Origin of the sequence: Antrihabitans spumae (assembly GCF_043944905.1) — a bacterium.
Lineage (GTDB): Bacteria > Actinomycetota > Actinomycetes > Mycobacteriales > Mycobacteriaceae > Antrihabitans > Antrihabitans spumae.
The window spans coordinates 13,259-28,039 of the sequence record NZ_JBIMSN010000046.1 but is presented as its reverse complement, the minus strand read 5'-3'; the positions used below and the strand labels follow the sequence as shown (position 1 = coordinate 28,039).

General features: G+C 62.6%; 14 protein-coding genes and 1 tRNA gene. 10 read left to right on the top strand and 5 right to left on the bottom strand.

The genetic code is table 11. The annotated features are described in order from the left end of the window. Positions 1-142 precede the first annotated feature (142 nt). From ACHIRB_RS11155 to ACHIRB_RS11135, 5 genes are all read right to left on the bottom strand, one after another. Positions 143-865: a hypothetical protein gene (locus ACHIRB_RS11155; RefSeq protein ID WP_395114574.1), complete on the bottom strand. Its 723-nt coding sequence runs from the start codon at positions 863-865 to the stop codon at positions 143-145. A 211-nt stretch (positions 866-1,076) separates the two neighbouring features. Further along, positions 1,077-1,505: a large conductance mechanosensitive channel protein MscL gene (gene mscL / locus ACHIRB_RS11150; RefSeq protein WP_199705432.1), complete on the bottom strand. Its 429-nt coding sequence runs from the start codon at positions 1,503-1,505 to the stop codon at positions 1,077-1,079. A 120-nt stretch (positions 1,506-1,625) separates the two neighbouring features. Continuing rightward, positions 1,626-2,300 carry an SAF domain-containing protein gene (locus ACHIRB_RS11145; protein ID WP_395126131.1) on the bottom strand — a complete coding sequence of 225 codons (675 nt, stop codon included), beginning with the start codon at positions 2,298-2,300 and terminating at the stop codon, positions 1,626-1,628. Between the two features lie 87 nt (positions 2,301-2,387). After that, positions 2,388-2,717: an FmdB family zinc ribbon protein gene (locus tag ACHIRB_RS11140; RefSeq protein ID WP_199705430.1), complete on the bottom strand. Its 330-nt coding sequence runs from the start codon at positions 2,715-2,717 to the stop codon at positions 2,388-2,390. 98 nt (positions 2,718-2,815) lie between these two features. Then, positions 2,816-3,448, bottom strand: coding sequence for a 5-formyltetrahydrofolate cyclo-ligase (locus ACHIRB_RS11135; RefSeq protein ID WP_395126132.1), 633 nt, complete (start codon positions 3,446-3,448; stop codon positions 2,816-2,818). A 62-nt stretch (positions 3,449-3,510) separates the two neighbouring features. On the opposite strand from ACHIRB_RS11135, the gene ACHIRB_RS11130 reads away from it, so the two are divergent. The 10 genes from ACHIRB_RS11130 (at position 3,511) to ACHIRB_RS11085 (ending at position 14,769) form a co-directional block, all read left to right on the top strand. Beyond that, positions 3,511-4,452, top strand: coding sequence for a UTP--glucose-1-phosphate uridylyltransferase (locus ACHIRB_RS11130; RefSeq protein WP_199705428.1), 942 nt, complete (start codon positions 3,511-3,513; stop codon positions 4,450-4,452). A gap of 79 nt (positions 4,453-4,531) precedes the next feature. After that, a complete protein-coding gene (glp, locus tag ACHIRB_RS11125; protein ID WP_395114579.1) occupies positions 4,532-5,791 on the top strand; it encodes a molybdotransferase-like divisome protein Glp in 1,260 nt (419 codons plus the stop codon). A 27-nt stretch (positions 5,792-5,818) separates the two neighbouring features. After that, a complete protein-coding gene (locus ACHIRB_RS11120; protein WP_199705426.1) occupies positions 5,819-6,460 on the top strand; it encodes a GNAT family N-acetyltransferase in 642 nt (213 codons plus the stop codon). A gap of 150 nt (positions 6,461-6,610) precedes the next feature. Next, positions 6,611-7,498 (top strand): divisome protein SepX/GlpR, encoded by an 888-nt coding sequence (gene sepX, locus ACHIRB_RS11115; protein ID WP_395126130.1) that lies wholly within the window; start codon positions 6,611-6,613, stop codon positions 7,496-7,498. An 88-nt stretch (positions 7,499-7,586) separates the two neighbouring features. Then, positions 7,587-7,662 (top strand) — tRNA-Ala (locus ACHIRB_RS11110). Positions 7,663-7,918: 256 nt separating this feature from the next. Beyond that, positions 7,919-8,386, top strand: a complete 468-nt coding sequence (locus ACHIRB_RS11105; protein WP_199705424.1) for a GyrI-like domain-containing protein — start codon at positions 7,919-7,921, stop codon at positions 8,384-8,386. After that, on the top strand, positions 8,383-8,817 hold the full coding sequence (locus ACHIRB_RS11100) for a GyrI-like domain-containing protein (RefSeq protein ID WP_395126129.1): 435 nt from the start codon (positions 8,383-8,385) through the stop codon (positions 8,815-8,817). The genes ACHIRB_RS11105 and ACHIRB_RS11100 overlap by 4 nt, the downstream gene beginning before the upstream one ends. A 368-nt stretch (positions 8,818-9,185) precedes the next feature. Continuing rightward, positions 9,186-9,848, top strand: a complete 663-nt coding sequence (locus ACHIRB_RS11095) for a DUF6875 domain-containing protein (RefSeq protein ID WP_395126128.1) — start codon at positions 9,186-9,188, stop codon at positions 9,846-9,848. Between the two features lie 1,731 nt (positions 9,849-11,579). Beyond that, on the top strand, positions 11,580-13,415 hold the full coding sequence (locus ACHIRB_RS11090; RefSeq protein ID WP_395127690.1) for a putative bifunctional diguanylate cyclase/phosphodiesterase: 1,836 nt from the start codon (positions 11,580-11,582) through the stop codon (positions 13,413-13,415). Positions 13,416-13,443: 28 nt separating this feature from the next. After that, positions 13,444-14,769 carry an MFS transporter gene (locus ACHIRB_RS11085; RefSeq protein ID WP_395126126.1) on the top strand — a complete coding sequence of 442 codons (1,326 nt, stop codon included), beginning with the start codon at positions 13,444-13,446 and terminating at the stop codon, positions 14,767-14,769. Positions 14,770-14,781: the final 12 nt, after the last annotated feature.

The window sequence follows — 14,781 nt, the reverse complement described above, 5'->3', positions numbered from 1 at the left end:
TTAGACAAGCCAGAACGCTACTGGGACAACGGCGTGCGCTCACATCAACACCAAAACCGACCCACGGTTAGAGCACAAGAGCCATAAAAGTAGAGCCCCCATCCACGGATGGGGGCTCTACTGTTATTGGATCAGATGAGGATCAGGGAACGAAGAGAAACACCGGCGGGTACGACGGAGTGGATCCACAGATGCCAACGACCGCATAGGTTCCCGGACCGGGCTGGATCGCCGACATCGTGCGCGAGGTGCCGGGATCCGCGAACTGCTCCGGCTTGCTCGATTGGAATTCGTAGTTTCCTGGGCCGGCTACCTGCTTGACGGCCGCCCCACATGGTCCACCGGATCCCGAGTTGTGCACGGTTACGGAGATCGCTCGGGTCACCTCGGTAGGTATCGGGATGGGCTGCGTCCACAGCGTCGTTTCGAAGCCAGGTCCTCGAGGAGCGGGATTACCGACCTGAACTGCGATCGCAGGCGCGAAGAACTGGCCCCACGGGTCGCGGCATACGGCACCGACGGCGTAGGTGCCGTCGCGCGGAACCGTGACGGTGCTTCTGTTCGTCGGGTTGGGGGTCGCGCCGCTGGCGACAGCTTCCGACACGGTCGGTGGTGACCAATCGAATTGGGGCGCGCCACCGAAGCTGGCCTCGCGAACGGTTGGGGTGCAGTTCGGATCGGGAACTCCGCCCGCTGCGAATCCGCGGCTCACCGAGACGATGATCTCGCGTCCAACCGTCTGCACCATCACCGACGGTTCGCCCGGACCCGCTGTAGCAGGCTGAGCGGTCGACATTGCTGTGCCCACCGCCACCGCAAGCAATAGGCCGATTCGGCCGGTCTTCTTTGCCGAAGATTTATTCATATGGCAGCCGTTCTTTCCTTTTGGAGACGGCACCGAGAAGTCTGCGCACAGTGCCGTTCGCGTAGGCGCAATTCTCCCTTATTTACCCGCGTACTTCAAAACGAACCGCACTCGTTCGCGAGGCAGCGCGGTAATTCCGACAAAATTCTGCTAATCGAGCAAAAGGGCCTACCGCCGAGTCGGCGGTAGGCCCCTGTAGGTACCCGGCGAATCAGAGGCCGTGCTTGCCCTCCGGCGAACCTGCCGGTGTGTTCGCGCCACCGGCGAGGATGTCGCGAATCTGGACGAGCACCTCGGAGTCGGTGAGACCCTCGGCGTCGTCACCTTCGGCCTTCTTGCGATCCTTCAGCTTCGTGACTGGAAGGACGAGGATGAAGTAGAGCACCGCTGCAACGATGAGGAAGTTGATGCCTGCGGTGATGACGGTGCCGAGGTTGACGAACGTCTTCTCGTTACCTTCGGTACCGAGCTGAAAGCCGAGGCCGATGGTGCCACCGCCACCGAGGCGGGCGATCAGCGGATTGATGATGCTGTTCGTGAAGGCTGTGACGATGGCCGTGAATGCCGTACCCATGACCACGGCGACTGCCAGGTCGATCACGTTTCCTTTGAGAATGAACTCTTTGAATCCCTTGAGCATTGTCGTTTCCCCGATCTGTTGACTGACGTTCGGCAGCGCACGTGTAACTCACGGGAATATTAATCGACACTTGCTGTACGTGTGCTCCTTACGAACCTCGGGACGGCAACGAAACGAAGGTCAGTGCAGCACGACGGTGAGTGCACTCGACAGCGACGCCGCTGCGACCGCGCCGGCCTCGGCCGTCGAAAGTGCCAGTAGGACAACTCGATCGCCCCCTCCAGGGCCGGTGCCCGCGGACGACACCAGGACGACAGCGGCGTTGGAAGCAAGCATGCTTGCAGCCCGAACGGCCGACGGCCCGTCCTCGCTCGCCGTGACGACGTCCACCCGGTCGCCCTCCCGCAACAATTCGGTTACCGCTGGGTCGGCGAGGCGGACGGGTACGACACGAGAATCCGGACTACCCGACGATGCGGCGGCGAGTCGTGGTCCGAGTACGGAGAGGTCGGTGAGCATCGCACCATTGCGGACGGCGCCCGCAAGGGTGCGGCCGACGATGTCGGCCGTGTGTCGAACCGCACCGTCGGGGATCGCCCTGGATTCGACGTCGACCGTTCGGACGTTGTCGGTGGTGAGGACGGCGCCTGGCGTGAGATCGGACGTCGCCACGACCACCGGAACACGCTCGGTGCTCGGATCGCCCCGCAGGTAGAGACCGACAGCCAGGACGACAAGCATCGCAGCCGCGATACGTCGGGCAAGGGTGGTTCGGAGCCAGTTCGGACGAGTCAGTTCACCGAGGCGAGCAGTCAGTGCCGGTGCGAGTGAGCGTTCACGAGCGCGTCGTTCCATACGCGGAGGATATGGGCACGCAGACACGAAGCGGCCCGTCTCCGGGCCGCTCTGTGGATAAGTATTCGGTTGTGGATAAGTGGTGAATCAGCTGGCCACGGCCTGTGCGGGGGTCGACGACTTGGATTTGTCGGACTTGGAAGAATCCGATTTCGGTGTCGCGGACTTCGCGGAATCGGTCTTCGCGGGGGCTGCGTCGGACTTCTTCTCGCCTGCCGGCTCGACCGATGTCGAACCACCACTGCGGCTGTCCGTGCGGTAGAAGCCACTGCCCTTGAACACGATGCCGACAGAGTTGAACAACTTGCGCAGCTTGCCCGAGCACTCCGGGCACACCGTCAAGGTGTCGTCCGAAAACGACTGAACGATGTCGAATCGGTTGTCGCACTCTGTACACGCATACGAATACGTTGGCACTGGTTCCTCCGCAAGGGTTTGCTCACCGCAAGTATTAGCACTCTACCTGCGACAGTGCCAACGATGCTATTCGTCGAGATATTCCTCACCCGGTGCGTTCACCCGAGGTCCCACGCGAGCTGGACCAGCCCCGATCCCGGCGCGATCACAGCGTGCATACGTTTGTCGTGCGGCTCTTCGGGCAGTCGCTCGACCAACTCGTCGTCGCGCACGATGGCAACCAATCGTGCATTCGCCCTGGCGAGACCGAGTGTGCGGTCATAGAACCCGGCCCCACGGCCCAGCCGTACGCCGCGCCGATCGACAGCAAGAGCAGGAACGATGACGATGTCGGCGGTCGCGATCGCAGCCGGCGGGAGTGGGTTTCCTCGCGGCTCGCGCATTCCGTAGCGTGCCGGTATCAGCGAACCGCCGCCGGAGTACTCGCCCCAGTGCAGGGGCCCCGGTTCGAGTGTGACCGGCAGGAGCACGCGGGCGCCACCCTCGCGCAGCGCGTCGAGAAAGCCGATCGAGCCGGGCTCGGAACCGAACGGGACATAGGCGCACACAGTCGCGCCTGCTTCTGCGAGTTCGCCGACAAGGCGGGCGATCTCGTTCGCTTCGTCACTTCGTGTGGCCGGGTCGGTATCAGCCCTGGTCCGCAGCACCTTCTTGCGCCATTGCGCCTTGGACGACGGAGCAACTCCGGCCCCATCGTCGGGACCGGCACCCTGATCTCCCGACGAGTTCACCCGGATCACCATAGGCTCCTTGCTGGCAGTACCGCGCGAGGTCGAGTAGATAGGGTGTTGGTATGACAGAGGCCGGAGCAAACCTTTCGCCATGCTTTCGGACAGCAGTGGTACCCGCAGCAGGCATGGGGACTCGCTTCCTCCCAGCGACCAAGACGGTGCCGAAAGAACTCCTGCCCGTAGTCGACACACCTGGTATCGAGTTGGTCGCGGGTGAAGCAGCCGACTCGGGAGCCGAGCGTCTGGTGATCGTGACCTCGCCAGGCAAAGACGGCGTGGTAGCGCATTTCGTCGAAGACCTCGTGCTCGAAAGCAAACTCGAGGCAAAAGGCAAGTTCAAATTGCTCGAGAAGGTTCGTAAGGCCCCGGGTCTGCTCGAGGTGGATTCCGTCGTGCAGGAGGAGCCGCTCGGCTTGGGGCATGCGGTGCTGCAGGCCGAACGAGTTCTCGACGACGACGAAACGGCCATTGCAGTACTACTGCCGGACGACCTCGTGCTGCCGCGTGGCGTACTCGACGTGATGTCGCGCGTCAGGCGCAAGCGTGGCGGTTCGGTGCTCTGTGCGATCGACGTTCCGAAGGATCAGGTGTCGGCGTATGGCGTCTTCGAGGTCGAAGAGGTCCCCGACGCGGTCAACCCGAACGTGCTCAAGGTGCTCTCCATGGTCGAGAAGCCGGCCGTCGAAGACGCGCCTTCGACTTTTGCCGCAGCCGGACGTTATCTGCTCGATCGGGCGATCTTCGACGCGATCCGACGCATCGAACCTGGCTCGGGCGGGGAGCTGCAACTGACGGATGCGATCGCGCTCCTCATCTCCGAAGGCCATCCCGTGCACGTCGTAGTCCATCGAGGGTCGAGACACGACCTCGGAAATCCCGGAGGCTACCTCCGTGCTGCGGTTGACTTTGCCTTGGACAGTGACGAATACGGCCCATCGCTGCGGGAATGGCTGACCGAACGGCTCGGTGACAGCTGGGCTCCGCAGCTCACCACGTACGAATAGGTCGCAACACACTTACCCGAGCGGCCTCCGCCGCTCGTCCCCATCATCGAGGCGACGACATTTTGTGAGGAAGGGAGCTATGCGCTCGGTCGAAGACCAGCAGACTCGGGTGACCGCTGCCGCTGTGGCACCGCGTCCGGTCCGAGTCGCGATCTCGGAGGCACAAGGATTGTTGTGTGCCGAGGAGGTGGTCACCGAGCGTCCGCTGCCCGGGTTCGATCAGGCGGCGATCGACGGCTACGCCGTCCGCAGTGTCGACGTGATGACGGCGGGAACCGATATCCGCGGCGACGAAGGCGAACCTGCCGAGCTCACGTTGCCCGTTGTCGGTGAAGTGAGTGCAGGATCACGCCAGCCGACGCGACTGCAGCCGCGTCAAGCCGTCCGCGTCGATACCGGTGCGCCCTTGCCGACCTTGGCGGATGCGGTACTTCCACTCGACAGCACGGACCGCGGCCGCGCCCGAATCAAAGTGCTGCGGCCGGTACGGTCCGGAGATTTCGTGCGCCGGATCGGTGACGATGTGCAGCCCGGGGACGTCGCCGTGCGGTCCGGCACCATCATCGGTGCTGCTCAGGTCGGGCTTTTGGCGGCGGTCGGCAGGGACAAAGTACTCGTCCACCCCCGACCCCGGCTTTCCGTAATTTCCGTCGGCGGCGAGTTGGTCGACATCGACCGCACGCCAGGGCCCGGTCAGGTCTACGACGTCAACTCCTATGCACTCGCAGCCGCGGCACGCGATGCGGGCGCCGACGTCAACCGCGTCGGAATCGTCGGAACGGACCCGAAGCGGCTGCGCGAGATCGTCGAAGGTCAACTGATCCGTTCGGAGTTGGTCGTCATCGCCGGTGCTGTCGGCGGCGGTGTGTCGGACCAGGTCAGGGACGCATTGGCGGAGTTGGGCGAGGTCGAAGTCGAACGGGTGGCGATGCATCCCGGCTCCGTGCAGGGATTCGGTCGACTCGGTCGCGACGAGGTGCCCACGTTTCTACTTCCTGCCAATCCGGTGAGCGCGCTCGTCGTATTCGAAGTGATGGTTCGGCCACTGATCCGAATTGCGCTCGGGCGACGCCAACCGATGCGACGCGTCGTCACGGCGAGAACGATTGCACCGATCACGTCGATCAAGAACCGCAAGGGATTCCTCCGTGCACAGTTGATGCGCGACGAATCGACCGGCGAATACTTGGTGCAGGCACTCGGTGGTGCTCCGGGCGCGTCGTCGCATCTACTCGCTACGCTTGCCGAAGCGAATTGTCTGGTGTTGATCGATCCGGACGTCACCGAGGTCCGTACCGGCGACGAGGTCGACGTTGCTTTTCTCGCGCAGCGCGGCTGAGCAGCAGCTCCGAGATTGGGAACGAACTTGCTCAATTGGTCGAATCATCCCGGGTGGCCGACAGAGCTCGGTCCGCTGCGGGTTGCGGGTGGCGTCGTCACGCTGCGTCCGATCAAATTGCGTGACGGCGCGGCGTGGAGTCGAATCCGGATCAAGGATCGTGACCATCTGCAGCCGTGGGAACCGACGGGATCCGGCGTCTGGGAAGCGCGGCATCACTCCTCCAACTGGCCGGGTCTGTGGTCGAGTCTCAAGACCGAGGCACGCAAGGGGCACATGATTCCGCTGGTCATCGAAGTCGACGGCGAATTCAGCGGTCAGCTGACGATCGGCAACATCGTGCGCGGCGCACTGCGGTCTGCGTGGATCGGCTACTGGGTCGCGAAGGACGTCGGAGGTCAGGGCGTAGCGACGGCTGCGCTTGCGCTCGGCCTCGACCACTGCTTCGGTGCGGTCGGACTGCATCGGGTCGAGGCGACGGTACGGCCGGAAAACCTTGCGAGCCAAGCAGTTCTGCGGAACGTCGGCTTCCGTGAGGAGGGTGTGCTCAAGCGCTACCTCGATGTCGACGGCGCGTGGCGAGATCATCTACTCGTCGGGATGACCGTCGAAGAGGTCGCCGGCACCATCGCCGATCGCCTGATCAGGACGGGAAAGGCTAGCTGGTAGCTGAGCTGGTCGATAGGTCCGTGTTACGCAAGTGACAGTTGTTGAGATCGCACGGCGAGCCTGCCGAGTCCGCGTCCGCGGCGCGATTAGCCTTGCATCGTCGCTGACTCGAGGTCCGCGCAGGTAGACCGAACGGAGGTGCTCAACTCGATGCCGAACTCGTTTCTGTGGATCGGACTCGTCGTGTTGTGGCTGTTCGTTCTGTTTCCGATGCTCGCAGACCGGCATCCACGCATCCGGCAGACGACAGATGCAGCACTGGCAACACGAGTGCTATTTCGTGGCGGCTCGAAACGTAGGGGACGCGGACCCGCTTCGGGTCATGACAGCGATCCGAACTGGCGCCCGGCGAACCCGGGCAAATCTGATCGACGAGGCATCGACGCGGAGGATCTGATGGACACTCACGCTGAAGAAGAAGCTACCGACACCGATGTGACCGAGCAGGATGATCACGTCGTTGCAGGGGCTCGGCGTCGCACCGGCACAGCAGCTGCGCCCGGCCGCAGTGGCTCCGGTGGCTCCGACGACGGTGACGAATTCGACGAAGCCGCCGAGTCTCGGGAGTTCGTCCCGAATCGGCGGGGTCGCGGAGGTTTCGACCCCGAGGCCGACGCCATCGCCCGCGCGGCACGATATTCGTTCCGCCAGCGCGCCGTGCTTGGCCTGATACTCACCGCGATCATGACAGCCGGTCTGGCAGTGGTTATTTCGACGACGATGTGGTGGGCGTGCGGTCTTGCCGTCGTAATCCTCGGCGGGTACCTCACCTACCTACGCAAGCAGGTCAGGCTGGAAGAGGACATTCGGCGCCGCCGGATGGCACGGCTCGGCAGGGCGCGCCTCGGAGTCGAGTCACGCGAGGACGAAGAACTGCGACTCGTCCCAGCACGCCTTCGGCGACCCGGCGCCGTTGTCGTCGAAATCGACGACGAGGACCCGGTTTTCGACCATCTCGACCACTTCGACGAAGCTGCGATCGATCGGACGACGCAAGGCCGACCAGCGGCCGGGATGCGTAGGGCCGCAGGGGAGTAGCGCGGTAGCCGCGGGGGAATCGACCTGAATTCGGAACACGGACGATCCCCTGCTAAAGTTGCCGAGCGCGGTCGAAGTCGGGCCGCACGGGGCTGTAGCGCAGTTGGTAGCGCGCTTCGTTCGCATCGAAGAGGTCCGGGGTTCGATTCCCCGCAGCTCCACCACACCGGGCGCGTGGCGCCCAGCTTCGCAACAGAGTGCGCTTTGCGCCTCGTGCGCAGTTCTTTCTCGGTCTTGTCTGTCTTCTTGGTTTACCTCAGTGGCTCACGGCCGCGTTCGTGGACTCCCTTGTAACGGTACCGATGTCGAAGTGTGACCGTCGGCAACCGAGAGCTGACGACCCTCTGCGTCGGTAACATTGGTAACCTTCGTCACACTGGTCCGCGACCGGTTTCCGCGACGCATTCGAAGAGGGCCTGCATGCAGTTTCAGATCGTCGAGCGAGACGAAACCTGGGTTGCCGGTCTGCCTGTGCGAAGTCCGAAGCGGGCGTTGGGGAAGCTACGTGACGTCGCACTCGAAGAAGCCTGGTCGTCGGTGCTCAATCAGGAGATCGGCGGACCGCTTGCGTCGATCTACACAGACTTCGACGCCGACCTCGAGACGTACAACACGCAGATCGTCGGCTATCAATGCTCGTCGTTCGCCTCGGTAGCTCGGGGACACCTCCTTGCGCGTGTCCCAGCGGGCGTCTACGCGCGGTTCTCGGCGGTCGGTACCTTTCCCGACGTGATGCAGGATCTGTGGACCCAGATCGACTATGCCGAGGAGCACCACGAGATCAGGCGGACTTTTCTAGGCGACTTCGAGTGCTATCCCCACGCGTACAAGATCGATCTCTACCTGGCCGTCGAGCACGTGGGGCGCGCGCAGGGGAAGACGCCGTGACACACGACATCGCAGTGCGGGAGGCGCAGATCTTCGGTGGTCTCGTCGTCCCTCGGGTCGTCCCCGGTTTCAAGGTCAGCGGCAGTGACCTCGTCGACTTCCTGAAGGGCAGGCTGCGTGAGCGGGACGAGCATGCGCAGCCGGTCTACACGATCTATATCCCTGATTCTGCCCACCAAAACAATGTTTTGGTCTGTTTTCCGTACGAAAACGTCGAGTCCATTCCGTTAGGCGACGTTTTTACCAAGGTACCGAAAGGTATCTACGCAATATTCCGTCCCAGTGGCGAGTACTCGGACCCGATCGAGGATGTCTGGGCGCAAGTTGACGTCGCCGCTGAATCCGGCGAGATCGTCCGTGCGTTTTTAGAGGAAATCGAGATATGCTACTCGGATAACCGGATCGAGTTGTACATCTCCATCGCGGTGTGACTTTGGTCGACCGTCCAGCGGGCTCTGTTTCCTGTTGCAGCAGTGAAGTTTTCAACCGCAACCGCGTGGCTAACCAAACGGCCCCGTGACGGTCGACACCGTCGAATTCGTCACCACTGGTCTTTCCCTCCGTATGTGACGGATAATCACAATCGCAATGTCGGGTGGCTAAATTTCAAACTGGGTATTGCTGGTGAGTCCCGTCGGGGGAGCGCCGCAAATGCGAACCGAGTGCGCAGCGAACACAATGGCTCGGTTCGCACAGACAATCGAACAAAACGATGGCAATCGGTCGGTACGTGATTTATCAACTTTTCGAACGTCCGGCCGATGAATATCTTGCCATCTCGACCGAAAGGATCACCATTATGTACTCGACGTCCACACTCGTCGCGCCGAACGATACGTCCCTCGCTCTAGCCAGTCTGTTCACCAGTCGACCAGCCGCGGGATTGGAGGTTGAGACCAATGTCCTGCGGCGCTGGGCACTGGAGTATCTGAGCAAATCTCATCCTGATCTTGGTCGTAAGGGCGCGGTGTGCCCGTTCACGTCGCCCTCGATCAAGAAGGATCTGTTCTGGGTCTCGTTCCTGAAGGGTGCCGAGCTCGAGCGCGACGCCATCAGCGGTGCCCTGACGGAGGTGATTCGGCAGTTCCAGTCGAGTGAGCCCGTCGAGGAAAAAGACGAAATGTTGAAGACGGTTATTCTCGTCTTCCCCGATCTCGAAGACTATTCGATCGTCGACGAAATTCAGCTCGAATTCAAGAACATGTTCATCAAGTACGGACTTATGGTCGGGCAGTTCTACCCGGGCTGCGGTGAAGGTGGATTGTGGAATCCGCATTTCCGTCCGTTGGACGCGCCGTACCCCATGATTGCCATTCGTACGATGACGGCGAGTGACTATCCGTTCCTCACCGGTAGCGAAGAATGGGCATCGGCCTATCTTTCTCGCTTTGCTCCGGGAATTCCCGCACGCGTTCGAAATGATATGGTCCAGCGAATCATTGCAGGCGGCGTTCCGGCCTGATCGGTAATTATCCTACTATTCGTCAGGATTTTAGCGGAATGATTTCGCCAAGTGCAGTTGTGTATTCGGGCCGGTTTTCCAGCCGAGTGCCGCCCGCACGCGCGCGAATGGTTGCAGGGGACGCATTACTCCTCGCCCGAGCTGACGTCGATACGTCGCAGGGTCGAGTCGGGATCGGGAACGCGTCTGAGCTGGGTGCTTTTGGGGCGGTGGGGAACCCGTGTCGACGCTGTCGAGTCGGCGTAGGGGTTTTATTTCATATCTGTAACGACCGTCGGGCGCTGGACGATGGTTGCGGAGAAGGTGTCCTCGGATTTCGATCTCGAAGCGTGCGAGCGCTCGATCGACTACGCCGAGACGATCGCGATGACCACAAAAGGCATTGCACCGCGGGTCCCTACGGGCAATCGGTTGCGCCGTCGCATTAGGACGTGTCGCAGGATAGCGACGATAGGTCCGCGGCATTTGATCGACCGCGACTTCGGACCTGACGTCGCGTTCGATGCAAATCCGATCAGTCGGGGGATCGTGCATAGCCGACGTCAATTCTCGGGCTACCGCGTGGTAGCACGGCGAGGTGTGGGTGCGGGCGCTACATGGCTCGAACTTTGCTTCCCGGATTTGAGTGAAACGAACGGTATGTGTTTGCGCTGTAAACAAACTTTATGCTTGCTCGGGTGTCTCTGCGCGCCCTGCTCGTAACGATTCCAGGAAATATCGAGTGCACCGGGTCGGCTGGCGAGCAAAACCGACTGCGGACAAATAGTGGGCTCCGAAACCGGCCGGTTCGGGGGTTGTCTGCAGTCCTGGAGGATGTCGTAGGCCGCAGACCCTGCTGGGGTGCGGGTGCACCGATGTATGTCTCGATACGCCTGCGCCGCCGGCGCGGACAGCTCCGTCGCTTCGTCCTCGACCGCACGGGCAACGCTGAGCGGCCGCAAGAGCTGCGGCGTGTCGTGTCGAGTGTGCTGTCAGCGTGTCGCGCCGAACTCTGCGGCGGGTGCACACCCGAGCGGGCAAACAAGGGCAATAGCAACCCGTTGGTTACCGATTGGTAGTTGTGGGCACCCCTGTGCGATGTGGAGGTGTAGTTCGATGCGCGCCGGAGTGCCCGGCGATGCGGCGATACCTCGGGTCGCACGGGGTGTGGGCGCAGCCGCTCGTAGTTCTGCGGTTCCTGTCGCGCCTATCCATACGGAAAGGAGACGGCCGTTGTTTACGATCGCCGCAAAACAGAAATCCCGCTATTCACAATCTGCGAACCCGGCGAGCTATTTCCCGATCGAGTCGAAATCCAATAGCGGCCGACCGGACCCGACCGGCAGGCCTGCGCCGGTGCTTGCTCGAAGTTGGCCGAGCCCGACGGCAGGCCACACGCGGCTGGTTGGCTATCATATTGCGGCCGTAGGGTATTCGGATCGGTCGGGTCGGCCCGCGGCGCGGCCGACAGCGGACTGGTCGGTCGTATCATTTCGGTGCCGGATCGGCTGTAATTCGGTTGTCGACCTTGTTCGACGTGATCCACACAATTACCTCCGATTCAGCGATAATTGCTCTGGAGCAAAGTATGGGAGAGTAACGATTCGGATTTTGCATACGGTAGCGATGGACGGTTTGGGCAGCGCAGGGTACGACGCGAACGGGCGAAGGATTGGACGGCACATGACCGAACGGGAAGTGGTTGCCCTTCCTCGTACCGGAGCATCCTCCGCCTGCGATCGGACGTAGCGAATGCCAGACCGGGCCCTGCAGAAGGGTCTCGACCGACTCGTGACGTCTGTGGCGTTGCAGTTGATGAGCGTCGACGCGTCGACCATGGTCGAAAAGACCGAGGCCGCCCTCGACGAGTTACGCCTGCATTTCGGCGTCGAGCACGCCTACCTGCGCTACAACGACCACGGGATCCGCGCGTCGATTTTGATCGCCGAGTCGCCGCGGACCGAGTTCGGCACGGATCCGAACCCGAACGACGTCATCTACTTCGCGGACACCGACGGTGATCTTGCCGCAGCCGAACACTCCCTCGTACCGACCGTGGTGTTGAACAATACGTCCGGTGGCGGGTGCGGTTCCTACCTTTTCGCGCCGCTCGTCGCAGGCTCGCTGGCTGCCGGGTTCATCGCGCTCACCCACCTCGGTTCGAACGAGTTCTCGCCGAGCGAGATCAATGCCACGCAGGCAGTCGCAGCGCTGTTCGCGCAGTTGAAGGCCCGAATCGAAGCCGAAGACAATCTGCGCCACACCGCAACGCATGACGACCTCACCGGGCTGTCCAATCGTCGAGCCCTGCTGGAGTACATGGAACGTCGTCTGCAACGCGGAGAGCAGGGACCTGTGGCGACGCTGTTCATCGATCTCGATCGGCTCAAGGCGCTCAACGACTTCCTCGGCCATTCCGCCGGCGATCAGTTCATCTCCGCACTCGCTCAGCGGTTGCGCGACCAGATGGACCCTCGGGACATGATCGCGCGCCTCGGCGGCGACGAGTTCGTCATCGTTCCTGCGCTGCCTATGACAACCGACGTCGCCGAAGCAGAGGCCGAGCGGATCCAGCGACTCGTCGGTGAAAGAGTCGAACTCGGCGGCGAGAAGGTGAGTCGAAGCGCCAGTATCGGCGTCGCAGTGGGGATGCCGGGCGAGACGTCGGTATCGGACGTGCTTCGCCAAGCAGATCAAGCTGTTCTTGCTGCCAAGACAGCAGGCGGCAACGGGATCTCGGTGTTCACCGAAGAAATGCGCACCCTGTACGCGCTTCGCGACGATGTCGAGCTACATCTTCGCCACGCCGTCGAGAACGACTCGTTGCTCCTGCACTACCAGCCCGAACTCGATCTGCGGACCGGCAAGATTCTCGCTGTCGAGGCACTGGTTCGCTGGCAGCATCCAACCCGCGGGCTGCTTTTCCCGGGGACGTTCATCGAGGTCGCCGAGGCAACGAACCTCGCGGGCGAACTCGGCCGCTGGGTCATCCGCAAGGCATGCAGCCAGTTCGCCGATTGGCGGGAGCGCGGTCTTGCGACCGACCTCGTGATGAGGATCAACGTGTCGCCGGTCCAGTTGGTCAGCCTCGACTTCGTCGCCTCCGTCGAGGAGGTGCTCGCCCACTTCGCCATCGACGGACCGTCGGTCTGCTTCGAGATCACCGAGCACGTCGTCGTGCAAGACCTGGCGCGGACCCGAATCACGCTGGAGGGACTTGCGAAAATCGGTGTTCAGGTCGCCATCGACGATTTCGGCACCGGGTACAGCTCGCTCTCCCACCTCAAGGAACTGACGGTGGACGCGCTGAAGATCGATCGCAGTTTCGTCACCAGACTGGGGACAGACTCAGACGACATGGCGATCGTGAAGTCGATCGTCGGCCTTGCCAAGGCGTTCGATCTCGATCTGGTCGCCGAGGGCGTCGAGACCTCGATCGCCGCTCGGACACTGCTCGAACTGGATTGTCATCGAGCGCAGGGCTATCTGCTGTCGAGGCCGATCCCGCCCGAGCGTGTCGAAGTTCTCCTGGCAGACGGTGTCATCCCGCTCGACTTCTCCGGTGACGTCTCGGTCACCGACGATTAGTGTCGATGGTCGGGTCTAGCATCGCTGCGTGAGTGATCCGACCCTCGAGTCGCGCGTCGGCGCGGCCAGCGATTCGACCGGGAAGCGGCCTCGGTTGCATCCGGCCTGGATCGTCGCCGCGGTTGCATTCGTCGCGCTCATCGGCGCTGCAGGCTTCCGTGCGGCTCCTGGCGTCTTGATGGTGCCTCTCGGCGACGAGTTCGGTTGGTCGCGTGGCCTTATGTCCTCCGCGGTCGGAGTGAACCTGCTGCTGTTCGGGCTGACGGCACCTTTCGCCGCTGCGCTGATGGACCGGTTCGGCATCCGTCAGGTGATCACGTGTGCGCTGGTCCTGATCGCGGCGGGCAGTGGCCTCACCGTGTTCATGACAGCGAGTTGGCAGCTCGTGCTGCTGTGGGGTGTGCTTGTCGGTCTCGGTACCGGATCGATGGCGCTGGCGTTCGCTGCCACCGTCGCCAATCGCTGGTTCGTGAAACGTCGCGGCCTCGTCATGGGTGTGCTGACGGCAGGCAGTGCCACGGGCCAGTTGGTCTTCCTTCCCGTGATTGCCTGGGTCGCAGAACGATCCGGCTGGCGAGTCGCTTCGCTGATCATCGCGTTCGGCGCGCTGTTGGTCGTCCCGCTCGTCATCGCTTTCCTCCGCGACTATCCGATCGATCGCGGCGTTCGCCCGTACGGAGTCGAGTCCGATGTCCCGCTCCAGCGCCCTGCCGTCGGGAAGGGTGCGGCTCGCCGCGCGATCGAGGCGCTGGTCATGGCCGCGCACACGCGGACCTTCTGGGCGCTGACGGTCGGGTTCGCGATCTGTGGTGCGTCGACGAACGGGCTCATCGGCACGCACTTCATCCCGTCGGCGCACGATCACGGCATGGCCGAGACGACGGCGGCGGGTCTGCTCGCGGTTGTCGGAATCTTCGACATCGTCGGCACCATCGCCTCCGGCGCGTTGACCGACAAGGTCGACCCCAGGATTCTGCTCGCCATCTACTACGGCTTTCGGGGCATCGGACTGATGCTGCTGCCGATGCTGTTGTCGGACGCGGTTCACCCCAGCATCGTTCTTTTCGTCGTCATCTACGGTCTCGACTGGGTTGCGACCGTGCCTCCGACCGCAGCTCTGTGCCGCGAAGCATTCGGTGACTCCGGCACGATCGTGTTCGGCTGGGTGTTCGCGGCGCATCAGATCGGAGCTGCGTTCGCCTCGGTGGCGGCAGGCTTCGTCCGCGACGCGACCGGGCAGTACACGATCGCGTGGTTCTCCGCGGCAGGGCTGTGTGGGATCGCCGCCGTTGTGTCCCTCGGCGTCCATAAGGGGCCCGCCGTGGACGAGAAGGCCGTCGACGTCTCGTCGTGAGGTCTTCCGCCG